The sequence below is a fragment of the Metallosphaera cuprina Ar-4 genome, from assembly GCF_000204925.1.
Classification (GTDB): Archaea; Thermoproteota; Thermoprotei_A; order Sulfolobales; family Sulfolobaceae; genus Metallosphaera; species Metallosphaera cuprina.
The window spans coordinates 1,524,577-1,548,510 of the sequence record NC_015435.1 but is presented as its reverse complement, the minus strand read 5'-3'; the positions used below and the strand labels follow the sequence as shown (position 1 = coordinate 1,548,510).

Sequence of the window (23,934 nt, the reverse complement as noted above, 5' to 3'; positions counted from 1 at the left end):
CTCATGGAAGGTATCCCTCTTGAGTTAAGGTACACATTATCAGAGAGGGGATACGAAAAGTTTTGGGAGGGCTTAACTAGAAGCGAGATTTGGACTACACGCTGTCAAAGATGTGGTACGATCTATTATCCTCCTCAACTGGATTGTACAGTTTGTATGAACTCGAAACTAGACTGGATTAGGCTCTCAAATGAGGGAAAACTTATGACCTACACCGTAGTTAAGGCTAAACCACAAGGTTTTGAAAACGAACAGGATTACGTTATAGGCATAGTGAGAACTAAAGAAGGGGTGGATTTGATGTGCTGGATCAAGGGCATTCCTAAAATAGGAGCATCCGTGGTTCTATCGAGTGATGGAAGAAGGGTTATAGGTGAGGTTCATGATTTATGACGAAACGGACCCAAGATCTCTAACGAAAGAGGAAATAGAGCAAGTCCAGCAGTTTAGGTTAAGGAGAGTGATAAAGAGGGTTTACGAAGCTAGTCCGTTCTACAGGAGAATGTTTAAGGAGAGGGGATTGACCCCTGAGGATGTGAGAGGTAAAGACGATCTAAAAAAGTTACCTTTCACAACTAAGACGGACCTAAGAGAGAAAGCGTATCCATATGGCGGGGAGTTCCTTACAGTTGGCATAGAACAGCTTGTTGGATGGCACATGACCAGCGGTACTACCGGAGTTCCCACAGTCGGTGCATACACTCAGGCCGACATTGATCTGTGGGCTAACTTGGTTGCTAGAAGCTTAAGGACTGCAGGGGTAACCAAAGGGGACATAATAGCTAACATTTACGGATACGGTCTGTTCACAGGAGGTATTGGTCTGCATCTAGGAGCTCAAAGGATAGGCGCTAAGGTCATACCTTGGAGTACGGGAAGGACCGAGGCGTTAGTGAAGACAATAAAGGACTTTCGCGCTACGGTTATAACTGGAACTCCCTCTTATGAGCTAGTTGTGGCTGAGAAGATGAGGGAGGCAGGTCTAGATCCTGAGAAGGATATAGAGCTAAGGCTTGCAATTCCAGGTGCAGAAGCTATGACTCCCGAGATGCTTAGGAGGATTGAGAAGGAATTAGGTCTGACTAAAAGAGGAGGTGGTGCTAGAGAAATTTACGGCCTCACCGAGGCTATAGGACCAGGGGTAGCTCAGGAATGCCCTTTTGACTCTCACGATTACATGCATGTTTGGACCGATCATTTCCTGATCGAGATCATAGATCCAGAGACAGGTGAGGTATTGGGTGAGGGGGAGGAAGGAGAGCTCGTGATCACTCATTTGACCAGGGAGGGTATGCCTCTCCTAAGATACAGGACGAGAGACATAACCAAGCTAGTTGAGAGTGAGGACGACATACCCTATCCTAGAGTATCTGTAATGAAGGGTAGGTCGGACGATGTCATATTTTACAAGGGCGTTAAGCTATATCCGACAGCGGTCAATGAGGTGTTAATGAAATACTCTGAGGTGTCGGAGTATCAAATGGTAGTAACCAAGGAACCTCAGAAGTTTCTCCTCCTTATCGAGACTAGTTCTCCCTCAGAGGACCTCAGAAAGAGGATCATCAACGAAATAAAGAACGTAACCTTCGTGAGTCCAGAGGTGGACTTCGTTTCGGTTGGGACATTGCCCAGGTTTGAGGGGAAGGCTAAGAGAGTGGTGTTGAAGTGAAGATCTACGTAGTGGGATCAGGCACAATGGGAAGCGGAATAGGTCAAGTCTTCGCAATGCGAGGCTATGACGTAACTCTCTTTGATATTAAGGAAGAGGCATTAAGAAGAGCCATTGAGAACATAAAGTGGTCATTAAATAAATTGAAAGAGAAGGACAGTACGATAGACGTTGATGAAGTGATGAAGAGGATTTCAGTCTCTACTAGCCTGGTCGATTCGGCCGACTCTTACTTGGTTATAGAGGCTGTATTTGAGGATATCAATGTAAAAGCTGACGTTTTGATGAAAGTGTCAAAGTTGAACGATAGCATCATAGCGAGCAATACCAGCTCTCTCCCAATTTCTGAACTTTCTAAATACGTGAGGGAGCCAGAGAGGTTTCTAGGTATGCATTTCTTCAATCCACCCGTTCTCATGAAACTAGTCGAAGTGATAAGAGGAGATCACACCTCAGACAGATGGTTCAACCAGGCTATAGAACTAGTTAGGTCAATAAATAAGTTTCCGTTACCTGTAAGGAAGGACGTGTTCGGGTTCGTAGTGAATAGAGTTCTCTTTAAGCTTTTCATCTCAGCATGTTCGATGCTATCAAACTTCACCCCTGAGGAGATAGATTATGTTGCTATGAATGAACTTGGAATGCCTTTAGGACTCATAATGTTACTTGACTATACTGGTTTGGACGTAAACTACGACATATCAAAGGAGGCATTGAAAAGAGGTTTTGATTTCAATTGTCCGGTTCTTGCGGAAATGGTTAAGCAGGGTAAGCTAGGTAGAAAATCAGGGAAAGGGTTTTATGATTGGAGTAAGGGTAAGCCCGAGGTTAGAGCCAATAGAGGACCTGATCCAAAGATCCTCATTAAGGACGCTGTAGAGGAGGCTAGATGGCTTATCTCACAAGGTGTAGTCAACGAGAACGAACTGGAGACTGGGATAAAGTTAGGGCTTGGCCTACATAATGGAATCCTTGAACTTGGGAAAAAATTCGGTTTATAAAATTAATTACAATGTTATCCTCTTTATTTCACTCACATTCAGGAACTCCTTAGCGATCAGCGCGTCTATCTCCCCGTCGTTCCCCTGACTCTGTATAATGAAGGTTTTATACATCATTTCTTTTGGAACAAATTCAGAATATCTCCTTGTAGATGGTAAGGTCATCACGGCTACGTTGTCTTTTGAGGGCGGAGCGTTTAGCTCCTCCGTTCTGATGAGTTTTGATGTGATCTTAGCGTTAGTTAAGGATTTTAAAGCCGTCTCCTGGACAACCGGATTAAGCTGCTCAAGCTGTGCTCTCGTTAGTTTCCCTTTTCCTAAGAAGGGAGAGATTAAAGTATCAAGGCCATTAGGCAACTTCTCTCCATTTAAGGCTCTCTCAACTACGCCCATAGCTCCACAGTCGGTGTGAGGTAGTATGATTATCTCATCCGCTTTTTTAATTAGAGCTTTCGTTTCCTTCAGAGAATTGATATTAGCTCCAGCATTTCTGATGAAGACGGTTTCCCCGTCATTATAGTTCTTTTCTAAAAACTTGTTTAATCTCCTATCCATACAGGATATGACTATTCTCATAAGAAAAGTATTCTATTAGACCTTTTTATTTTTATTATTTAAATAAACTTATACTTTACAGGTTATATTAAAACACAGAGGAGCAGATCTCCCGTGGGACTGAATATTAGGATATTATCCAGTTTAATATTGAGGAGTGTCTTTTGTAGGATAAACTTAAAATTACTGAGATTGATCTCTCGTTAATCGGAAATGGATGAAAAGAAGACCCTCTTTCTAAGGGAGTCCTCCGGTTTAGTGAGAGAAGTAAGTCCATGGTCATCCATGTTCGCTACCTTCGGATTGGTCACCGGGGGAGTCCCAATTTTAATATTAAGCTGGCTTTTTACCGCACCAGGTGCTAATTGGCCTCTGGCCTTTCTCATAACGCTCTTCCCTACTTTGGGCACCGCATACCTGTTTTATTTAGCTGGCATAGCGATGCCCAGATCGGGTGGGGATTACGTGTTCAATAGCAGGGCGGTTCATCCAGTGGTAGGGTTTGTGAACTACTTTGGTCTCTTTGTAGGGTTCGGTCTCTCCTTAGGATATTACAGTTACCTTGGGGCACAATGGTTCGGCTACTTGTTCTCTGGACTGGGTCTAGCGTATCATAGCCAGGTTCTCATTAACGTAGGTTCCTGGTTTTCTGGAACTGCTGGCAGCGTTTCAGTGGGCTTAATAATTGTGTTACTTTCCTCAGTTCTAGCTTCGCTTCCAAGAGCCCAATGGAGATTCGTGTTAGTTTCAGGAGTGATAACTTTCATATCAACAATAATCATGTTCGTAAGTCTTTTGCAGATTACCCCATCCAGTTTCGCCCATGCGCTCTCTTCTTATACTGGAGTTTCAAACGCTTACTCTCAGGTCATATCTGACGCCGAATCTAACGGATTGAAGACGTTTAATCCAATTTACGCCACCTTTCTTGCAGGACCAGTGATATGGTACTATTATACGTGGTACAACCTTCCGCTGTCTTGGGCCGGCGAGATGAAACAGGTAAGGAAGAACGTCCTCTATGCTACCGTCGTTTCGATTCTAATAATTGCTTTATACTACATTTTATTCACGTTTATTAATCTTCGCGCTTTCGGTTCTAACTTTCTAACTTCCTGGAGTTACATAAGCTTCTCAGGAGCGAACGACACGGTGTATAACCAACTTCAAAGTATAGGAGATTTCACTCCTTTCTTCGCTTTCATTGTTACTCATAGTCTTCCTCTTTACCTGATAATGTTTCTGGCTCTATGGCTCCCTAACTTTTACAGCAATCCTCCTTTAGTAACAGGGATGGTCAGGTATCTGTTCTCATGGTCCTTTGACAGGGTTTTACCAGAGTGGTTGGCTGACGTTAACGAGAGAGCAAGAGCCCCTATAAAGGCCACCCTTGTGGTCACTGCAATAGGGATTGCGGGGGTATTACTTTACGTATTCAACACTCCGGTCTCATTAGTAGATGTGACCGTAATTTTTGAAATTGGTTACGGAGTCTTTGCATTATCTGCGGCATTAATGCCTTACCTGAGGAAGAACGTATATAACGGAACTTTTCCAGAGAAGAGGAAGGTTGCAGGAGTGCCAGTGGTGACCATAGTTGGAAGCTTGGTTTTCGCTTTCATAGTTTTCTTGTTAGCCTATACCTGGAACAACCCTGTAGTTCTTCCCATAAACATTGATACAATCGTTTCCTTAGTCTTAATCTACGGGATGGGACTCGCCATATACGCCATATCCTCCATGCTGTCTAAAAAGAAGGGTCTAGACATGAACGTTATATTTCAAGAGATCCCCCCGGAGTAATTTATATTAAATTATTAATTTATCTATAAAAAATCAACAACAAGAAATTTCAGTAAAATTTTTATTTTAGTTCAACTATTGAAGAATTGTGAAGTGATGGAGTCCCCCAACTATCCTGGAGTTGATAAAACGAAGTCATGGTATACTGTGCTGACGCCTTTAGTCTTCTTGGAGAGGATGAGGAAGTACTTCAAGGATAAAACTGCCCTAGTTTATAAAGAGAAGAGGCTCTCCTATCAGGACTTTTATAAGGACGTAATGATTCAAGCCAACTCTCTTTTAAAGCTGGGGCTTCAAAGGGAAGGAAAGGTTTCAATAATATCTAGCAATAGACCGGAATTCTTGGAGTTGTACTATAGCGTTCCTTACGCGAATGGCGTTTTAGTTCCGATAAACCCTAAACTTTCACCAAAAGAGATAGCTTACATTATTAATCATTCTGAGTCAGAGGTCGTAATTGTAGAGGAATCGTTCTTAGCTAACTTGGCTGAAATAAGGAAGGAGATAAAAGCTAAGTTAGTTCTAATTGAGAATAATGAAAATCCAATAGCAAATGAGTCAGCCAAAAAGGACGTGACGACTTTTAAGGAATTCTTGGGATTAGGATCCTTCTCAGAGATTCCAATACCTGTTAAGGAGGAGTACTCCCTTATTGGGATCTATTACACATCAGGCACCACTGGACTACCAAAGGGAGTCATGCTCCACCATAGAGGAGCTTTCCTTAACGCAGTAATGGAGGCTTTAGAACACCAGCTTGATTTAAACTCGGTTTACCTTTGGACATTAAACATGTTTCACGCAGCTGCTTGGGGCTTCGCCTGGGCTACTGTTGCTGTCGGAGCTACTAACGTGTACTTAGATAAGGTGGAGCCTAAGACCGTATATGACGTGATTCGCAATGAGAGAGTAAGTCACATGAGCGGACCTCCTGCTCTGTTCATAGACTTGGTAAATTACATGAAGGAAAACGATCTAAAGTTTAATAGGAAAATCCATATGATCGTAGCAGGCTCACCACCAGCTCCTGTCACTCTTAGGACAGTTCAAGAGTTAGGAGGTTACATGTGTCACGTTTACGGTCTAACTGAGACATACGGTCCCCACTCAATCTGCGAATGGAAGGAAGAGTGGAACTCCTTGCCAATAGGGGAACAAGCCAAGTTAAAGTCCAGACAGGGTGTCCCCTACGTCGGTTTCGAAATGGACGTTTTGGATCCTCATGACGAGCCGGTTCCTAGGGACGGCAGAACCATAGGGGAGGTGGTGATGAGGGGCAATAACGTAGCTCTTGGTTACTACAAAGATCCAAAGAGGACTGAGGAGTCCTTCAGGGGAGGTTGGTTCCATTCGGGTGATGCGGCGGTAGTTCATCCTGATGGTTACGTAGAGGTTATAGATCGTTTTAAAGATCTAATCTTCACTCCAGAAGGAAGAGTATCAAGCGTTTTAGTTGAGAAGACCCTGATGGAAATTCCAGGAGTAAAGAGGGTGGCAGTGTACGGGATCCCAGAGGAGAAGGGCGAGAAGGTCGTAGCCAGGATAGAGACTCAAGAAGGAGTGAAGCTAACTCCCAGTGAGGTAATTGACTTCTGCAAGAGCATATTAGCAGAGTTTGAATGTCCTAAAGTAGTGGAGTTCGATAGAATCCCCATGACGTCCACAGGAAAGGTTCAAAAGTATCTTTTGAGGAAGCAAGCCACCGAATCTAAGAAGTTATGATTCCTATACCTCGTAGGAGTGACCCCATCGTAAATAATTAATAAATACGCTCCATCTCTATTTGTGGACGCGAGAGAAGCCTATTCCATAAAGGTAATATCTGAAATCAGATTGGAGAGACTGGGCCTGCTATATGGGGAAACAAGGATTAAAGATAACGACTACGTGACAACTGTTTATCTTAAAGACAAACCTATTTTAGAAGGGAAGATAAGTCTACCTAAATTCATAGGAGACGATCTGTATTACGTTAAGAGCGAGGGATCGAGTGCACTAATGAGACAATCTCTATATGGAGAACCTCAGAAAGTCGTAGAGTTAGGAAAGGTACTGAAGTACGAACCTCATGGAAAAGGCTTATTAATATTAGGAGAGGATCCACTGACAAAGGCCGAAAAGGACGCTCCTTTAGTTACGAGTAAGAGAAAGTACAGATTCGATGGTAGGGGACTTTTGAGAACCAGAACCTCTCTTTACTTGTTCGATAATAAACTCAGGAAGGTGATTGAAGGAGATTTTGACGTCACTGACTTCTCTACAAACGGGAAGAGGATCGTGGTTTCAACCTCTCAACCTGATGATGATGTCGGTCTTAACGCTCTCTATGAACTGAATCTCGATAATGGGGAGATGAAAAGGATTACAGAAAAGGAAGGGAGTATCGTTGCGCTGACAATGAACGAGAACGGAGAGGTAGCAATGTTAGGTCACGATAGGGGTAAATTACCTTGGGCAATTAGGGAAGTTATACTTCCCGAAGAGGGGAAGAGATTCGTTTGCGGCAATACTTGCGGTTCTACTGTCCTGACCGATATCTTCGACGGAGCTAAGGAGAGACTTATCTTTCGAGGGGACGAGATCTTAACTCTAGGTCAAATTGGGGGAGAGGTTAACATTTACAGGATTTCAGATGGAAAAACAGAGAAATTAACACATGGACAGCACGTCGTTAGACTTTTTGATTACGATGGCGAATCCTTAGTTTACTCTTTAACCAGACCTGACAAGCCCTCTCTCTTAGTTCGTAAAGACGAAATATACGATCCTAATCCAAACTTTAAAGGAGCTATCCCTGAAAAAGTAGCCTCTTCAATAGAGGGATGGGGAATAATAACTGGGGACAATCCGACCATCCTTTTCATTCATGGAGGCCCACACACGGCCTACGGGTACTCCTTCTTTATCGAGTTTCAATTCTTTGCTCAGAACGGATTTAACGTAATCTTTGCTAACCCATCAGGTAGTCAAGGATATGGAGAAGACTTCGCTAGAAGATGTGTTGGAGATTGGGGAGGAAGAGATATGCAAGAGCTGCTACAATTCGTTCAAGACGTGAAGAAACAGTACAACTTGACTAAGAAAATTGGAGTCACTGGTGGATCATATGGTGGGTTCATGACCAATTGGATAGTAACTCAAACCGACGTTTTCTCAGCGGCTATTAGCGAGAGGAGCATCTCCAACCTGGTTAGCATGTGCGGAACGAGCGATATAGGATTCTGGTTTAACGCAATCGAATCTGGTATAGAGGATCCATGGACAGTTGAGTCGATGGACAAATTGATGAAGATGTCTCCTATATACCACGTGGGGAAAGTTAAAACTCCTACCATGTTAATTCACGGAGAGGAGGACTATAGATGTCCAATCGAACAGGCAGAACAGTTCTATGTAGCCCTCAGATCAAGAGGAGTTGAGGCTAAGCTGGTTAGATATCAAGGAGATGGACATGAACACGCTAGAAAGGGAAGGCCGGAAAACATGATTCATAGGCTTAGCGTCAAATTGGAGTGGTTCAATGCCCATCTTAAGTAGAGAGTTTAAAATCTACTAAATCGACAATCTACTATGACAAACGTAGCAATAATAGGAACTGGACATTCTAGGTTTGGATCTAGGACAGACGTTAATCTACAAGAGTTGGCCTGGGAAGCTGTAAAGCAAGCTCTCGAGGAAGCTAACGTGGAACAAAAGGACATAAAGTATTTCTCTGTAGGAAACGTAGGAACGTGGAGTGCTGAACCCTTACCTGCGGTAGTTATTGGAGAGTATTGTAACCTAGTTCCTAGCGGTACGATGAGAGTGGAGGCAGCCTGCGCTTCTGGAAGTGCTGCCTTGAGGGACGCCTACATGGCTGTGAAGTCGGGAGAGGTTGACATAGCTATGGCGGTGGGAGTTGAGCAAATGCATCAATCTCCAAATCCCACAGTAGTTGAAATGATAGGTAGGGCTGGTAACTACTTCTGGGAGTTCGAGAACTTCGGTCTGACCTTTCCTGGATATTATGCCCTTTACGCAACCGCGTACATGAACAAGTACGGCATGAGGGAGGAGGATTTAGGGAAGATAGCTATTAAAGCTCATCACTATGGCTCTTTAAATCCTTACGCTCACTTCCAAAAGGAAATCACAATGGAGGAATACCTTAAGTCAAGACAGGTAGCCTGGCCATTAAAGTTACTTGACTCCTCTCCAATAACCGACGGTTCAGCGGCGGTGGTCCTTGCGTCTGAGGAGGTCGCTATGAAGTATACTGACTCTCCGGTCTGGATTGAGGCTCAGGGAGTCGGATCAGGAACGGCTAATCTCTCGAGAAGGACTGATTTCACGAGCATTGACGCCGCTAGGGTAGCAGCAGATCAGGCATATAAGAGAGCTAATATTGATAGAGACTCCCCATCGAAGATGATAGATGTGGCGGACGTGCATGACTGCTTCACCATAGCCGAGGTTATAGCTTACGAGGATCTAAAGTTCGCTAAGAGAGGGGAAGGGGTTATTTTAGCTAGGGAGGATCAAACTTACGTAGGGGGTAAAATTCCTGTTAACGTCGATGGAGGACTTAAGGCTAAGGGTCATCCAATAGGAGCCACGGGAGTGAGTATGGCGGTCTCACTCACTAGGCAGCTCCTCTACCGTGCACCTAATAAGGCTATGCAAGCTGAGATCAGAAATGGCAGGGCATTGGCTCACAACGTAGGGGGAACAGGTCATTACGCTTACGTAACTCTATTCTCTACAAGGAGGCCTGGACTATGATCTCAGACGTTAGAGAGGCCAAACAAAGGGAAATAAAGGAAGCTCTAAAGCAACTAGACTCGCTCACTAAAATGACAGGTTTACCGATCTATCCGGAGCCTAAGACTGGCAATCCCTTGTGGTCTGACGTTAGGGAATTAGATTTAAGATATCAGATACCTGTTAAGAGGATCTATAAGTTCTTCGAAAAGATGACTGAGGGTAAGGTTATGGCGACGAAGTGCCCCAAATGCGGTCAGGTATTCTTCCCCCCACAGGACGACTGTCCAAGTTGCAGAATCTCTAACTTAGACTGGGTTGAAATTCAGGGAGAAGGTGAAGTGATAACTTATACAGTGATATCAGTTAAGCCTCCCTCATTCAGTCACTACTCAGACTACGTAGTTGGAATAGCATCTTTCAAAGGAACTAGCGTTACTGCATGGATAGACGGGCCTAAGGACAAGCTGAGAGTAGGAGCTAAGGTTAGACTTGAAGTGGAGAGGAGGGAAGAGGAGGGCTATATCACTTATAAACTAGTACTAGTTTAATTAGTTTAAATTTTTTTGACATTAAAAAGTAGAGGAAAGTTCCTCACCGACTCACGATATCAGTTTTATTTCTTAATTTATTGTTACTATTATAATTAAGATAGTAGAACCGCCCTACCTATGACCTTCCCTTGGATTATATCTGAGTAAGCTCTATTGACTTCGTTTAAAGGATAGCTCTTAAAGAAAGGTTTAATCACACCCTCATGAATCAGCTTTACGGCCTCCATCACCTCAGACCTAGTATATGAGGCCGAACCTATTATTCTCTGTTCCCTCATAATAGTCAAAGCCGGTCTGATTAATGAGATCTCGCTACCAGACACGTTCCCAACAAGAATTAACGATCCCTCTCTCCTCAGTGCTTTTAAACTGTCGTTTATGGTATCCTTCCCTACCAACTCTATCACGGCGTCAACGTCTCTTATCTCGCTTATCTTATACACGACCTGATCTGAAAACTTTGAGACAGTTTCCCGTTTAGTTGGAGAGGTCAGTGAGATAACCTTGGCTCCAATATGCTTAAGATACTGTATAGTGTGAATCCCCACACCCCCTCCTGCACCTGTAACCAGAACAGTGTCTCCTTTTCTTATTTTACCGACCTTAGCCGAATGGATTGCGGTAGCTACAGGGCAAACTGCCGCGGCGTACTTCTCGTATTGAGAATCAGGTAACCTAAATAAATCACTTGATATAACGACCTTTGAGTAACCTCCAGGTCTCCATTCTCCTAATAGCTTCCCCTTCACGCATAGGTTATCCTTCCCTTCTCTGCAGTATTTGCACTCACCACAAGTCTCCATGCCGAAAACTCCAACTGAGTTACCTTGTGATTCCCCAAAAATCTCATGGCCTAAAATCAGAGGCGGAACTAGGTTCTTAAATCCCCCTTTCCATACAACTAGGTCTCTTCCACAGATACCTGAAGCCTTAACTTCAACAGGATTGCCTTCCCCTACATCAATGTCCTCTATTGTAAACGGCTCTCCAAATTTCCTTAAAACTGCGGCTTTAGTCATCAAAGTTACTCACCCTTGAATTTTGGCTTTCTCCTTTCAACGAATGCTCTAACTCCTTCCTCAAAATCCTTCGTGCTGAACAGCAACCCGAATAAACTCGATTCGTATGATGTTCCCGCCCATATGTTAGTTTCCTGCCCTATACGGTAAGCCAACTTAGCTGAGGCTAAAGCTAAGGGAGACTTCTCAGCTACATTCTCTGCTAGCTTTTTCACCTCATCTTCTAGAGATTCAGGTTTAACTACTTTATCTACTATTCCAAATTGAAGCGCCTCATCGGCGTTTATTCTTCTCCCTGTGAGGATTATCTCAAGCCCTCTCCCTCCAGTTATCCTTGAGAGTCTTTGGGTGGCTCCACCTCCTGGAATGAGACCTAAGTTGATCTCAGGCTGACCAACTTCTGCTGTCGATGAGGCTATCCTAATGTCGCATGCGAGAGCTAACTCCAATCCTCCACCTAGCGCTAAACCGTTGATCGCAGCAATCACAGGTTTAGTTAGAAATTGTATCTTCATGAAGACTTCATGGAATTTCTTCGACGCTAACATAGCCTTCATTGGAGTTAACGAATTGAACTCAACGACGTCCGCTCCGGCACTAAACGTCTTGCCTTGTCCAGTTAATACAACGACTCTAACCTTCTCGTTTTCCTCTAGATCGTCTAAACCTTTACTAATTTCCTTAATCATAACTGAGTTAATCGCGTTATATCTGGAGGGTCTGTTGAGAATAATCCAACCGATTGGTGGATCCACTCTGATCGTTATTGTGGTGAAAGTTCTCTCCTCAGTCCCATAGTTGAAGAAGCCTTTACCAGTTTTCTTCCCGAGCTCATTCTCCCTCAACATGGTTTTTAAAACATCACTTGGTTCAAAGTGATCCATGTTGGTGTTGCTCTTCATCTCTTCTAGAGCATTCACAATCAGATCTATGCCCAGCTCATCAGCGTAAGTAAGAACCCCCTTAGGTAGACCTAGACCTAATACACATCCCTTTTCTGCATCCTCCTTATTTATTACGTTTTCGCTTAGTAAATTTGCAATTTCGTTAACTGCAGGCGCTATCAAGTAAAGACCTAATTTCTTTGTAGTTTTAGGAAGGTTCGGTCTGATGAACTTTCCAGGGGCAGGATATGAATAATATCCAGAACCGGACTTCACCCCTAGCTTCCCTTGATTGACAAGCCTCTCCATTGATGAGCATTGAAACATCTTAAATCCCCTGCTGCTTACCGCTTTCCAGACGCTGTACCCTATGTCCAGGCCTGTGTAGTCGGCCAAGATGAAAACTCCCATTGGAAAACCTAGGTCCTCTATTGCCGAGGAGTCTATTTCCTCTACGCTAGCTTTCCCTCTCTCTAAGATATAACACGCTCCCTCCATGATCCTCAATAGCACTCGGTTAACGAAAAAACCTGGTATGTCCTTCACTATTATCGTTTCTTTGTCCAAAGATCTGGCAAAGTTTATTGCGGATCTTACTGTTTCCTCTGAAGTATCAACTCCCTTAATTATCTCGACTAAAGGCATGAGTACTGGTGGATTAAAGAAGTGAATCCCAACTAGCCTGGATTTATTTCTCACCCCATCAGCTATCTCAGAGACAGGAAGAGAACTTGTGTTAGTAGCTAGGACTGCGTTTGGAGAGGCGTATCTCTCGGCGTTAGAGAAAATCTTCCTCTTCAGTTCCAAGTCCTCTTTTACCGCCTCGATCACGAAGTCTGCGTCTTTAAGAGCTTTAGCCTGGTCAACCTCTAGGTTTATCCTAGAAAGGATGTTCTGTAAGTCCTCCCTCAGAGACCCCGATTCCTTTAGTTTAGATAGGCTCCACTTTATCTTCTCTAAGGCTTGATTTAGGATCTCTATTGATACATCGTTCATCCATACTTGGTTACCTGCTATAGCGGCGAGTTCAGCTATTCCGTGTCCCATTACACCAGAACCTACGACAGTTACCTTCAATGTCAGGACCTCACGTCATATCGAGACTCTTTCCTATGATTTTCCTCACTAGATCCCTAACTACCATTATCCTTTGAATGTCGTTAGCTCCCTCATAGATGGTGGTTATCATAGCGTCTCTCAAATACCTTTCAACTCCAGTTTGAACTTCAACTCCAGCTCCCCCATGTATTTTTATCGCCAAAGAGGAAACCTGCTCCGCCACTTCCGTTGAGATCATTTTAGCTAATGAGGCTGCAGTCACAGCCAAGTTATGATTTTTCTCAGCTAGCGTGGCCGCCCAATAAGTTAATAACCTAGCTGACTCTAGGTGAGCTAGCATGTCCGCTAGCTTAAAAGCTACTCCTTCAAACGCAATTAAAGGTCTCTCAAAAGCCTGTCTCTGAAAAGAGTAGTTGAACGCCCTCTCGAAGGCTCCCTGCGCTATTCCGACTGCCTGGGCCGCAACACCCACTCTCCCTCTGTCATAAGTGGTGACCGCAACTTTGAATCCCTCTCCCACTTTTCCTAACACGTTCTCTTCCGGAACTTCCACGTTATCTAATATAACCTCGTTAGGTTGCTCCCCTCTCAATCCCATTACGTTTATTTTACTTCCTATCTTCACTCCAGGCCAATCTCTTTCAACTATGAAGAAAGTTATTCCCTTCCATCTTTCCTCCCTGCTGGGAGGTGGGCTAGTCCTAGCTGAAACGACTAAGAACGCGGCCTTGTCCGAGCCTGTAATAAAATATTTCCTTCCGTTTATTATCCACTTACCGTTTTCCTTTTTTGCAGTGGTCTTTATTCCAGCTACATCACTTCCTGCTCCTGGTTCAGTGTTAGCGTGAGCTGCAAACACTTCACCCCTAGCTACTTTAGTCACATATTTCCTTTTCTGATCCTCGGTTCCGAAAATTAGTACTGGCGTGGTAAATAGATGATTCGCACCAATTCTAACCATAAAAGCGGGAGAAACTCTAGACAACTCTTCATTTGCAATAGTAGTCATTAACATATCTCCACCCTGACCACCGTAAGCCTCAGGGATACCTACCCCCATGAGACCCATCTCCTTAGCCTTCTGATAGAGCTCCTCCGGGATTTCGTTCGTTCTCTCTATCTTCATAACGTTAGGCAGAATCTCCTTCTCTGCAAACTCGCGTACGGCCCTCCTAAACAGCTCGTGATCTTCTGAAATCTTTATTTCAAAATCTTGAAAACTTTCGAAAGGAAACAAATTGGGTCGAGTACAGATATATCGAAGAAAATATAAAATTTAGCTCTACATATTCTAATGTAAGTAGAAAACTTTAACCAAGTGGTTCATATATGATAATGTTCTATACATAGGAAATATTTATAACTAAACTTAAATGTTAAGAAAAAATATTATACGCATGGGATTCTATAACTATAATTTAACAATAGATAAGTTACTTGATTACGGTGCATCTGTGTACCCTGACAGGGAGATAGTTTATAGAGACAGAAGGAGATATAGTTTCTCCTTATTTAGCGAAAATGTAAAGTCCTTCGCCCAATCTCTTATAAAGATAGGAGTCAAACCTGGGGACAAAGTTGCGGTTGTAGATTGGGATACTGACGTTTACATGACCGCCTATTACTCCGTCCCTATGATAGGAGCGGTTTTGCACACCGTGAACGTAAGATATCCTCCTGAACTTATTCTTAAGACGGTGCTTCACGCTGAGGACAGTTGGGTTATAATTAGGGACGAGTTCGTACCCCTGCTAGAGAAGGGGAAGAATTTACTCTCGAGATTCAAGGGGGTTATAACTTATAATGACGATAAAGAAAAGATTAAGACAAGCTTCCCCACGTATGATTTTTGGGAATTACAGGAGAGCGGAGAACGTCTTTCGCAACAAGAGATCAAGGAGGACATGCAGGCTACAGTTTTCTACACTTCAGGAACTACTGGTGATCCTAAGGGTGTATGGTTTACACATCGTGACCTGGTTCTACACTCCATGAGCGTAGCCTTAACGACTTCAAAGCCCCCTCTTAGGTCATCACAGGAGGATAACTTTATGATTTTAGTACCGATGTTTCATGTACATCAGTGGGGTTTCCCTTACGTAACTATGTTAGTTGGGTCAAACTACGTTTTGCCTGGTAGATATGATCCGGCAATGGAAATTGAACTAATGAAGAGGGAGCATGTAACTTTCTCCGCTATGGTACCTACAATACTTTACATGATTCTCTCTCATCCGAATGCCCAGAAGAATCAGGATCTGTTCAAGGGCTGGAAAGTTATGATAGGGGGCGCCGCACTTCCAAGCGGATTAGCCCATTTGGCGAGAAAAATGGGAATAAACATCGCTGTAGGTTACGGCATGTCAGAGACTGCACCGGTCCTTACCGTTGGATATTACAACTCCCTAGTGGAAAGGCTAAATGAGGAGGAGAGATTTTTGGAGCAGATCAAGACCGGCGTTCCTATACCGTTAGCTCAGATAAGAGTGGTTGATGAGAGAGGCCAAGACGTCCCTAGAGACGAGAAGACCGTGGGTGAGATAGTAGCTAGAGCCCCCTGGTTAACCAGGTCTTATTACAAGGATGAGGAGAGAACTAACAAGTTGTGGAAAGACTCCTGGCTTCACACTGGTGATCTAGCGGTCGTGGACAAATACGGTTACATCAGGATCGTAGACAGAGATAAGGACGCAATTAAGAGCGGAGGTGAGTTCATCCCCTCGTTAATACTTGAGGATATAATATCGACTCATCCTAAAGTTGGTGAGGTCGCCATAGTTGGGGTGAAAGATGAAAAATGGGGCGAGAGGCCCGTTGCGTTCATAGTTCCAAAGGGAGAAGTGAAAGAAGAAGAGATCGTAGAGTTCTTAATGGAAAAAGTCGAGGAGGGTAAACTGCAAAAGTGGTGGATACCAGATAAGGTCGTTTTCTTGAAGGAGTTCCCTAAAACCTCCACGAACAAGATAGATAAAAAGACTTTGAGGACTCAGGTATAGCGTTCAGGCCTTAGATACGCGAACGTTAGAAACAAGTGCGAACGGATAGATCCCCGGTAAAGGTGCATCCCACCAAGCTATGCTATACCTTTCCTTTGAGAGTGCCTGAACGTTAGAGATTATGTTACCAAGTTTGTCTGCTATTCTAACTCTTCCAACAACTCCAACAGGTTTTCCGTTTTTTATTAACGTGACTGCGTCTCTTCCTACTGTCGAGAACTGCCCTTCAGCTCTATTCTGAAACCTAGTGTACCAGTTATTGTTGAATAATATTACATTACCATCTAGCAAGGAGGACTCTGAGGTCTCGCCCTGAGGAACCTCTAATGTCCAAGGTCTGGGGTAGACCCAACCCGCATTACCTGTTGTCTCCATGTTAAGGGCCCTTCCTACTTCTATATTTAGAATAGGGCTGACGTATTTACCTTTGTCAATAACGACTGTCCTTCTAGTTGGCACCGCCTCATCATCGAATTCCCAGGAGTTCAGTTCATCGTTTTTGGGGTTATCTATCAGTGAGAACTTCTCGCTACCCACGTCTTCTCCAACCTTCTTCGAGGACAGGAAACTATTTCCAGTGAGGATACTGTACCCTGAGGCCGAGTAAGCAACGCTGGCCATTAAGTTTGCCATAACCAATGGAGAAAGGACAACGTCATAGTTACCGTCATTTATCTCAGCGTTTCCTGTTATTGAAGCGTAATCCTCAGCCCTCTCTATTGCCTGTCTCACCTTCCTTTCATCATAAACCGAAGAGGCGAAAGCCCATTGGCCCGAGTAATTACCGTTTTTAGCTCTGAAATATCCTTGGAACCATGTCCTCTTCTCCTTACCTTTAAAACCATAAGTGGTTTCCAAAGTCTTCGTTATCAGGGTGGCCGTTACTGTGCCGTAAAGAGGATAACGTGAGTGAATTATAGGGAGCAGTATAGACGAGTCTTCGATCAGCTTCACAATACCGTTATCCACCTTGGAGAACTCGTAATCTCCAGATCTCTCTGCTAACGTAGGAACGATCCTTGATTCAGGAAGTTCATCTATAAGATTGAACGTATTGACTTCGTCTAATGAAGTTACCCTACTAATGATGAACTTGTTGCCCTTTCTCAAAAGGACGTTATAGCTTCTATCATGAAGTCTCTGAATCGTTTCTATCTTACTCTCGACCACCTTAATTATCAGAGTTTGACTTGAGATCTCTTGGATAGCATAGGGCTTTAATCTGCTTTGCTCCATTCATATCACCTTTATCATAACGTTTCTTAACCGCATGTTAGGCCCTCCCATAGACACCGGAATTCCCTGGTCTGGATCTCCTTTACCGCAAGTACCAGGAAAGAGCTCAAAAGAATCATCAACCGCATCTATCGCCATCAAGAACTCTGTGGTCTTACCCTCAAGTACAGGATATAGAACGGGATCTCCAATTTCACCGTTCTTGATCTGAAATGCCTCCAAGCCTATGTACCTTTGACCCATCCTCATGTCATCGATATTCCACTCCATATAAGTCTTAAGATAGATCCCTTCCTTTACGTCCTCTATGAGTTCACGGAAGTTCATGTCTCCCGGAACGAAAAAGGTGTTTGACATCCTTATGAGAGGCTCCCTATCGAATGATGAGGCTCTGCTCGAGCCGTTACTGGGAAGGTTACTCTTTCTCGATGTGAACCTGTTTTGGAGAAGTTCGTTAACTTCTCCGCCTTTAATTAGTAGCTTCCGCCTGGCCCTCACCCCTTCATCGTCTATCAAGTAATAGCCCATACCTCCCTGAATTGTAGGATCGTCAGCCACATTAACCGCTGGATTTCCGATCTGCTTTAAACTCAGATAGCTTAAGTAGCTAGAGCCTGCCTGAGCGAACTCTCTTCCCATTACTCTGTCAGCTTCAAAAGGATGACCCACAGATTCGTGGGCCATAATTCCACTCAGAATAGGGCTCAACACGACGTCTCTCTTACCGGGGCTAATGCCCTTGCCCTTCTGTAGCACATGATCCAAGGCCTTCACTCTCTCGGTTAGATGTTCCGTGACCCTAAGTTCCTTTATCTGCTCTATCCCACCACTACCTCCAATTTCGTGCCACGCTGTTATAGTCCTTCCATTTCCTGACATAACGATGTTGTAAGTTACTTGTACCCTAGGTATCCTTCCCACCACTCTCGCTCCATTCACCAGGACTTCCTTGGACTCGACGCTCTCCGCATAAGTTAAAACCATGTTTTGCAACTTAGATGAGATCTTCTGCGATAACACCTCTTTTGATATGTCCTTGAGGAGAGATATCTTCTCTTCCACTCCCATTGAGTCTAGTGGCTCCCTCTCTTGAACTTCGTAGTTTCCACTCACTGGTTGAACATCCAACAGATCTTTAGACCATCCCTCTATTCTTTCAGGACTGGGAGTCAACTTATCAGCTTCCTGTGATGAAACGAAGAACAGACCCTGGTTAAAGTATCTAACTGCGTATCCTCTCTCCACTTCCTCATAGACTCCTAGCAGCTCGCCGTTCATAAGCGAAATGACTCTGGACCTTATCTCCTGGTGTCTTACCTCAACGTATTTGAATGGAAACCTTCTTGCTATCTCCTCTAGATCATCTGTTTTGCCCATAGCATATAACCTGCGGATGTAGATAATGAAATCTATCATTATTGCAGTATGTATGCAGAGTATTATGCTCATCCTTTCAGTAAACTTTGAGGGCTAACGTTAAGCTAAAGGAGGACAAGGGGTCCTGATTCCCGTTATGCCAGTTTTAGAAGATTCTTGGAGGATCAACATATGGGGAAAACATGCATATTATAATAAATTCATAAAAAAGTGATTTTTATATATCACTAAGCTTAGAAAATAATTTAACCAAGACTGTTGAAAAATTATTATATGAGAATAGTTATCTTGGGGGCCAAGGGAGGAATAGGGAAATCTACGATCGGTTTGCTCATCGCGAAGATCTTGCTAAGCCTAGGAATGAAGATACTTATAATTGACAGAGATATGACAGGTTACATTTCCTGGTTAGCAGGTATAAAGGGGAAAGGTCTGTTGGCTAGCGTAATTGATAACGAAGAGAGCCAATACTTCACAAAAATAAACGTTAGGAAGGGAACTCTTTACGTTCTGAAGTTTTACGGTGACGGACCTAGATTAACCAAGGACGTTCATCTCTTCTCAAGGCAAGATATAGCTAAGAGGGTTAAAGAAAAATATGAGGAAGTGTTGTCTACTCCTCACGATCACGTTATTTATGACAATATGAGCATGATAGAGCCCAACGAGGTTGAGATAAGTCTTGAAATCGGGCTATATCTATCGAAGTATCCAGAAGCCAAGTCCTATTGGATCTATGTTTCGGATTCGCTTCAAGTGAACTTAATTACGTTATCGGAATATGATGATTACCTTTGGGGTAAGTGGGCTAAAAACCTTAGGGTCTTAGGTAGATCTCTGATAATAAACATGGTCCCTGACAACTATGTAATACCCAAAGAGTTTGAGAAGGAGTCGGCTAGATTTGATACCGTTTTAACTGTTCCGTTCTATGAGAGTCTCTTTCAATTTGAAGGGAATATTGAAGAATTACCGGAGTTGGAAAACTTGAAGCCAATAGTGAAGGCAATAGAGAGAAAGGAAGTCGGAAAATAAGAAAGCCTAAGAGTCGTAAATATAGACTTCGTCTGACATCATGAAGCAATTCTGCCCATGACGTTGTAGGCTAAAACGAGAACTCGTTCTTAGGCTTCTCTCCTCTTTTTCTCCTCTCCTCTTCTAACTTTCTTAGTTCAATACGTCTAATTTTACCGCTTATTGTCTTGGGTAATTCATCAACGAACTCAATGATTCTAGGAACCTTGTAGGGTGATAGAACAACCCTTGCTTTCTCTCTGATCTCCTCCGCCAATTCTCTGCTAGGAGCGTACTCCTTTCTTATTACAACGAAAGCCTTAACTAACTGCCATCTGATAGGATCTGGAACCCCTACGACAGCTGCCTCCACAACTGCAGGATGCTCTAAAAGAGCACTCTCAACTTCAAACGGGCCAACTCTGTAGTCTGAGGTTTTTATCACGTCGTCACCACGACCTACAAAGAAGAAGTAGCCATCCTCATCCATGTAGGCCTTGTCTCCTGTATAGTAGTATCCTCCCTTAAATACCTCTTGATTTTTGCTTTGATCCGAATATCCTAAGAACAATCCTATGGGTCTAGGATTAAGTTTTATAGCAATGTAACCGGTTTCATGTGGCTTAGTTATAGCTACTCCATTTTCATCTAATAACACCACATCATACAAAGGATGAGGTATACCCATTGAACCAGGCTTAATCTTAAGGAAAGGGAAATTCCCTATGATAGCGGTAGTCTCTGTTTGACCGTAAAAGTCCCTAATGATTACACCAAATTTTTCCTTCCATAGTTTAATCACCTCAGGGTTAAGAGGCTCGCCTGCGCTCACAATAGATCTCAATCTATCCAACTTGTAAGCTCCTAGTTCTAGCCCTATGAATTGTCTCCACGCTGTGGGAGGTGCGCAAAAGCTAGAAACCCTTAAGTCCTCTACCTCTGTAAGATACCTCTTTGGGTCCAATTTACCTTCGTAGTTTATCGCAGCTACAGTAGCGCCCACTAAAAGAGGAGAGAAAAATGAGCTCCATGCGAACTTAGCCCAACCCGTAGCACTTAGGTTAAGATGAACGTCCTCCTCATTGATCCCCATGAAAGAGGCGGTCGTTATAGAGCCTAATGGGTACGAGGTCGCCGTATGTAGGACTCGCTTGGGCATCCCTGTGGTACCAGAAGTGAAGTAATTTAAGACAACGTCGTCCTTATACGTATCGGTAGGTTCGGCGTTAGTGGACTCCTCCTCAAAAGCGTTCCAACCCCATTTTTTATCATCGATTAGGAACTTCTTTACGGGCAGCGAGCCTAACGCTTGCTCCAAAACGGGAGCTCTTAATGAGTCGGCAACTACAGCATCTGGCTTGAGATCGGAGAACCTGTATTTAAGCTCAGATACGGTTAAATTAGTGGCGCTTGGCACCAATACAAGACCACCTTTAATAACGGCCAAAAACACGGCCCAGTGCATAGGGTGAACTTTTGTCATTAGATAAATCACGCTACCTTTATTAAGCCCATGTTTTCTAAACGTGTTAAGGACTTTGTTCGCTAAAACGTCCATCTCATAGTAGGTCAGCCTACTTTCGTCCTTACTGTCCATGTCCCTCCACACGAGCGCAGTTTTTGAAGCCCTCTCTTTAACATGAGTTTGCTCAAAGACGTCTCTTACCCAGTTGAACCTATATACGTTCAATTTATGAAGCTCATTAACTATTTCCTCTATTTTCTCCCTATTGAGGTCCTTTTGCGCTTTGACTAGCTTCTTGAAGAAATCTTGAATCATACATTATCTTTGAAAAAACTCCTATTTATTCTAAATTGTTATTTGAGATAACAAACCGTTAACATTTTTAATATAAAAAATTTTTTATTGAAATACCTATCTACTTTTCCTTATCGTTAGGACGATAATGGCAGCCAACACGTCAAACAGAGCCAGAGAGTACACGCCTGATGTAAACACCCCGGTGAGACTCTCTAAGTATCCAACTATTATCGGGCCAGCTATTCCTCCCAGGTTTCCCAAAGCGTTAATAAGCCCTATTGAGGCAGCGGCTGAGTCCTCGCTAAGGAATTCTGTAGGAATTGTCCAGAAAACTGGGATGAAACTGTATATACCAATAGCCGCTATAGTGAAGAACAGGAAAGACAATGCAGGAGAGCTTAATGTGGCTGCGCTGATAGCCAAACCTATGCCGGCTATTAAGAAAATAGATAAAGCGATTAACTTCCTTACACCAACTACGTCAGAGTATCTAGAAATGAAGATTAACGAAATTGATGCTATAACGTACGGGATCACGGAAAGGTAGCTTGCTGTAGAGGCTGACACGCCGAAGCTCTTAATTATTGAAGGCAGCCAAATAGTGTAACCATAGAGGGAAGTAACCCCTAGGAAGTAAACAAGAGCTAGCATTAGAACGTCCCTATCCCTTAACGCTTTCGTCCACGAGGCGTGTCTTACCAACTTCCTTTTCTCCTCCATCTCCACGTTCATTTTGTGTATGAACTCCTCCTTTTCGCCTTGTGTTAACCACTTAGCTTCTTTTGGGAAATCGGTTAAGAGGAACCAAATTATGGCTATGGAGATCAGGGCTAAAACTCCCTCAAAAATGAACAGATATCTCCATCCAGGATCGTCACCATATATTGAGAAAAAGGATCCGGCAATCAGACCTCCGATTATTCCTGAAACTGGTATAGCTGCGTTGAAAAGGCTATTCGCGAATCCTCTCTCGTCCTTTAGAAACCAAACACTAAGGTAGAAGATAACCCCCGCGTAAAAGGGAGACTCGGCTAGTCCAAGGGCGAATCTAAGAGCGTAAATCTCAGGTACGCTCTGTACGAACCCTGTCAGTATGGTAATGATCCCCCAAGCACCGAACGCAATCGAAAATACTCTCCTCACTCCTAACCTGTTTATTCCTAAATTGGAGAAGACTTGGGGTATTGCATAAGCTACAAAGAAGAGACTTGAGGCTACAGAGGCTATCAAATCCGCGCTATCTTTAGGTACACCTAGGTCTCTAAACATACCTGCAGATATGGCATAGGAGATGTTAACCCTATCCAGGAAATTTACAATATAAAGATAGAAGAGAACCGGAAGTAGTCTAATGGCCCTCTTTGATGAAGATAGGGTTTTGAAAGAAGGTCTACTCATTATTTGTTAATTAAGCTACGCAATAATAAACGTTGATAGAGTAGAACAGAAAATTTTGAGTTCATCAAGGGTTCAGGAGAATTGTATTCATTGTTTAACCATGTTATTAGTTCTAAGATCGACGATTGTAGCATGAGGAGAACAATGAACCTTTCCTCACATTACTTAGGAGCTCATGATCAGCTCTTAATCTACAATCTTAAAAACCATAGAATTAATATCAGTTTATGAGTTTAACTCAAAAAGCTAGAAGAATGAGAGAATTAGGCGATGAGTATGAGTCGCTCCTCAATGAGATCCTAAACGCCCTTTTTAAGTTCATTCCCAGCTGCGTGGCGCTAAACATGGACGATTCGCTAATGCCCGTCTATTCCGTATCAGCGCTAAAAACGAACGGTCTTCTCGCCTTTCCTTACAAGTGTGGTGGTAAACCAGGATATGTGATAATTAAGGAGGACGGGACGTTAGTGTTTGAGGATATGGAGGGAAACACTATGGAGATCGCTAAAGGACTCTAGCGCATCACCTAATAGTCACTTAAGAAGTTGACAAATTTCAGATACAGAGACTTATGCCTCCACTTAATCATCTCTACGATATCTTTCAGACCATCAATAATGTTTTCTGGATCGCTTATTACGTTTTCCCCGAAAGGCGAGATTAGGAAAACCTTTCCCTGTTTAAGCACTATTTGCATAATAGAAAATACTTGCCCGGTAGCCACCTCATAGGTTACCTCTTCGGCTATCCTCAATTCGTTGTCAAGCAGCTGAATGGTCACTGAAACCTGATTGTAACAGAACTCTATTTTGTTCCTCTCAACGTTGACTGATTTAACTCTCATAATAGTTTTAAAATATTTTAAAT

At 43.3% G+C, this 23,934-nt stretch carries 20 protein-coding genes; 11 read left to right on the top strand and 9 right to left on the bottom strand.

The genetic code is table 11. The annotated features are described in order from the left end of the window. The first annotated feature begins 3 nt into the window (after window positions 1-3). From MCUP_RS07965 to MCUP_RS07955, 3 genes are read left to right on the top strand one after another with little or no spacing between them, the layout of a single operon-like run. On the top strand, window positions 4-393 hold the full coding sequence (locus MCUP_RS07965) for a Zn-ribbon domain-containing OB-fold protein (RefSeq protein ID WP_013738291.1): 390 nt from the start codon (window positions 4-6) through the stop codon (window positions 391-393). Continuing rightward, on the top strand, window positions 383-1,669 hold the full coding sequence (locus MCUP_RS07960) for a phenylacetate--CoA ligase family protein (protein WP_013738290.1): 1,287 nt from the start codon (window positions 383-385) through the stop codon (window positions 1,667-1,669). The genes MCUP_RS07965 and MCUP_RS07960 overlap by 11 nt, the downstream gene beginning before the upstream one ends. Further along, window positions 1,666-2,670, top strand: a complete 1,005-nt coding sequence (locus tag MCUP_RS07955) for a 3-hydroxyacyl-CoA dehydrogenase family protein (protein WP_083808578.1) — start codon at window positions 1,666-1,668, stop codon at window positions 2,668-2,670. Before MCUP_RS07960 ends, MCUP_RS07955 begins: the two co-directional genes overlap by 4 nt. A 6-nt stretch (window positions 2,671-2,676) precedes the next feature. Here MCUP_RS07955 and MCUP_RS07950 read toward each other — a convergent pair whose 3' ends face one another. Continuing rightward, window positions 2,677-3,246, bottom strand: a complete 570-nt coding sequence (locus MCUP_RS07950) for a carbonic anhydrase (protein WP_048057610.1) — start codon at window positions 3,244-3,246, stop codon at window positions 2,677-2,679. A 192-nt stretch (window positions 3,247-3,438) separates the two neighbouring features. Here MCUP_RS07950 and MCUP_RS07945 point away from each other — a divergent pair, with 192 nt between their 5' ends. The 5 genes from MCUP_RS07945 to MCUP_RS07925 all read left to right on the top strand — a co-directional run bounded on the left by MCUP_RS07945 (window position 3,439) and on the right by MCUP_RS07925 (window position 10,319). Further along, the gene (locus MCUP_RS07945; protein WP_013738287.1) at window positions 3,439-5,028 is read left to right on the top strand and encodes an APC family permease; all 1,590 of its coding nucleotides are present in this window, start codon (window positions 3,439-3,441) and stop codon (window positions 5,026-5,028) included. Between the two features lie 96 nt (window positions 5,029-5,124). Then, window positions 5,125-6,750, top strand: a complete 1,626-nt coding sequence (locus MCUP_RS07940; RefSeq protein WP_048057609.1) for an AMP-binding protein — start codon at window positions 5,125-5,127, stop codon at window positions 6,748-6,750. Window positions 6,751-6,813: 63 nt separating this feature from the next. Beyond that, window positions 6,814-8,565 carry a S9 family peptidase gene (locus MCUP_RS07935; RefSeq protein ID WP_013738285.1) on the top strand — a complete coding sequence of 584 codons (1,752 nt, stop codon included), beginning with the start codon at window positions 6,814-6,816 and terminating at the stop codon, window positions 8,563-8,565. Between the two features lie 33 nt (window positions 8,566-8,598). After that, window positions 8,599-9,789, top strand: a complete 1,191-nt coding sequence (locus MCUP_RS07930) for a thiolase family protein (RefSeq protein ID WP_013738284.1) — start codon at window positions 8,599-8,601, stop codon at window positions 9,787-9,789. After that, on the top strand, window positions 9,786-10,319 hold the full coding sequence (locus MCUP_RS07925; RefSeq protein WP_013738283.1) for a Zn-ribbon domain-containing OB-fold protein: 534 nt from the start codon (window positions 9,786-9,788) through the stop codon (window positions 10,317-10,319). Before MCUP_RS07930 ends, MCUP_RS07925 begins: the two co-directional genes overlap by 4 nt. Window positions 10,320-10,414: 95 nt before the next feature. On the opposite strand, the gene MCUP_RS07920 is transcribed toward MCUP_RS07925, so the two are convergent. Genes MCUP_RS07920 through MCUP_RS07910 form a run of 3 tightly spaced genes read right to left on the bottom strand, consistent with a single transcriptional unit; the run spans window position 10,415 to window position 14,521 of the window. After that, complete coding sequence (locus MCUP_RS07920) at window positions 10,415-11,341, bottom strand: zinc-binding dehydrogenase (RefSeq protein WP_013738282.1); 927 nt, start codon at window positions 11,339-11,341, stop codon at window positions 10,415-10,417. A gap of 5 nt (window positions 11,342-11,346) precedes the next feature. Continuing rightward, window positions 11,347-13,302: a 3-hydroxyacyl-CoA dehydrogenase/enoyl-CoA hydratase family protein gene (locus tag MCUP_RS07915; RefSeq protein WP_013738281.1), complete on the bottom strand. Its 1,956-nt coding sequence runs from the start codon at window positions 13,300-13,302 to the stop codon at window positions 11,347-11,349. A 10-nt stretch (window positions 13,303-13,312) separates the two neighbouring features. Further along, window positions 13,313-14,521, bottom strand: a complete 1,209-nt coding sequence (locus MCUP_RS07910; protein WP_013738280.1) for an acyl-CoA dehydrogenase family protein — start codon at window positions 14,519-14,521, stop codon at window positions 13,313-13,315. Between the two features lie 154 nt (window positions 14,522-14,675). Between MCUP_RS07910 and MCUP_RS07905 the strand changes: the two genes are divergently transcribed. After that, window positions 14,676-16,280, top strand: a complete 1,605-nt coding sequence (locus tag MCUP_RS07905; RefSeq protein WP_148230974.1) for a long-chain-fatty-acid--CoA ligase — start codon at window positions 14,676-14,678, stop codon at window positions 16,278-16,280. Between the two features lie 3 nt (window positions 16,281-16,283). Here MCUP_RS07905 and MCUP_RS07900 read toward each other — a convergent pair whose 3' ends face one another. Continuing rightward, window positions 16,284-17,516 carry a TldD/PmbA family protein gene (locus MCUP_RS07900; RefSeq protein WP_013738278.1) on the bottom strand — a complete coding sequence of 411 codons (1,233 nt, stop codon included), beginning with the start codon at window positions 17,514-17,516 and terminating at the stop codon, window positions 16,284-16,286. Continuing rightward, window positions 17,517-18,893, bottom strand: a complete 1,377-nt coding sequence (locus MCUP_RS07895; protein WP_013738277.1) for a TldD/PmbA family protein — start codon at window positions 18,891-18,893, stop codon at window positions 17,517-17,519. It lies immediately after the preceding gene. A 273-nt stretch (window positions 18,894-19,166) separates the two neighbouring features. On the opposite strand from MCUP_RS07895, the gene MCUP_RS07890 reads away from it, so the two are divergent. Next, window positions 19,167-19,928, top strand: a complete 762-nt coding sequence (locus MCUP_RS07890) for an AAA family ATPase (protein WP_013738276.1) — start codon at window positions 19,167-19,169, stop codon at window positions 19,926-19,928. A gap of 70 nt (window positions 19,929-19,998) precedes the next feature. Here the strand turns inward: MCUP_RS07890 and MCUP_RS07885 are convergent, their stop codons facing one another. Further along, window positions 19,999-21,687: an acyl--CoA ligase gene (locus MCUP_RS07885; protein WP_013738275.1), complete on the bottom strand. Its 1,689-nt coding sequence runs from the start codon at window positions 21,685-21,687 to the stop codon at window positions 19,999-20,001. 96 nt (window positions 21,688-21,783) lie between these two features. Continuing rightward, a complete protein-coding gene (locus tag MCUP_RS07880; protein WP_013738274.1) occupies window positions 21,784-23,067 on the bottom strand; it encodes an MFS transporter in 1,284 nt (427 codons plus the stop codon). Between the two features lie 227 nt (window positions 23,068-23,294). Here MCUP_RS07880 and MCUP_RS07875 point away from each other — a divergent pair, with 227 nt between their 5' ends. Continuing rightward, window positions 23,295-23,585: a hypothetical protein gene (locus tag MCUP_RS07875; protein ID WP_013738273.1), complete on the top strand. Its 291-nt coding sequence runs from the start codon at window positions 23,295-23,297 to the stop codon at window positions 23,583-23,585. An 8-nt stretch (window positions 23,586-23,593) separates the two neighbouring features. On the opposite strand, the gene MCUP_RS07870 is transcribed toward MCUP_RS07875, so the two are convergent. Further along, a complete protein-coding gene (locus tag MCUP_RS07870) occupies window positions 23,594-23,911 on the bottom strand; it encodes a hypothetical protein (RefSeq protein ID WP_013738272.1) in 318 nt (105 codons plus the stop codon). Window positions 23,912-23,934: the final 23 nt, after the last annotated feature.

Excerpts from the sequence above, each read along its gene's own strand:
- MCUP_RS07895 (WP_013738277.1), bottom strand. The coding sequence starts at position 18,893 with ATGGGCAAAACAGATGATCTAGAGGAGATAGCAAGAAGGTTTCCATTC.
- MCUP_RS07960 (WP_013738290.1), top strand. The coding sequence starts at position 383 with ATGATTTATGACGAAACGGACCCAAGATCTCTAACGAAAGAGGAAATA.
- MCUP_RS07890 (WP_013738276.1), top strand. The coding sequence starts at position 19,167 with ATGAGAATAGTTATCTTGGGGGCCAAGGGAGGAATAGGGAAATCTACG.
- MCUP_RS07940 (WP_048057609.1), top strand. The coding sequence starts at position 5,125 with ATGGAGTCCCCCAACTATCCTGGAGTTGATAAAACGAAGTCATGGTAT.
- MCUP_RS07930 (WP_013738284.1), top strand. The coding sequence starts at position 8,599 with ATGACAAACGTAGCAATAATAGGAACTGGACATTCTAGGTTTGGATCT.
- MCUP_RS07920 (WP_013738282.1), bottom strand. The coding sequence starts at position 11,341 with ATGACTAAAGCCGCAGTTTTAAGGAAATTTGGAGAGCCGTTTACAATA.
- MCUP_RS07880 (WP_013738274.1), bottom strand. The coding sequence starts at position 23,067 with ATGAGTAGACCTTCTTTCAAAACCCTATCTTCATCAAAGAGGGCCATT.
- MCUP_RS07925 (WP_013738283.1), top strand. The coding sequence starts at position 9,786 with ATGATCTCAGACGTTAGAGAGGCCAAACAAAGGGAAATAAAGGAAGCT.
- MCUP_RS07875 (WP_013738273.1), top strand. The coding sequence starts at position 23,295 with ATGAGTTTAACTCAAAAAGCTAGAAGAATGAGAGAATTAGGCGATGAG.
- MCUP_RS07870 (WP_013738272.1), bottom strand. The coding sequence starts at position 23,911 with ATGAGAGTTAAATCAGTCAACGTTGAGAGGAACAAAATAGAGTTCTGT.
- MCUP_RS07965 (WP_013738291.1), top strand. The coding sequence starts at position 4 with ATGGAAGGTATCCCTCTTGAGTTAAGGTACACATTATCAGAGAGGGGA.
- MCUP_RS07950 (WP_048057610.1), bottom strand. The coding sequence starts at position 3,246 with ATGAGAATAGTCATATCCTGTATGGATAGGAGATTAAACAAGTTTTTA.
- MCUP_RS07945 (WP_013738287.1), top strand. The coding sequence starts at position 3,439 with ATGGATGAAAAGAAGACCCTCTTTCTAAGGGAGTCCTCCGGTTTAGTG.
- MCUP_RS07900 (WP_013738278.1), bottom strand. The coding sequence starts at position 17,516 with ATGGAGCAAAGCAGATTAAAGCCCTATGCTATCCAAGAGATCTCAAGT.
- MCUP_RS07885 (WP_013738275.1), bottom strand. The coding sequence starts at position 21,687 with ATGATTCAAGATTTCTTCAAGAAGCTAGTCAAAGCGCAAAAGGACCTC.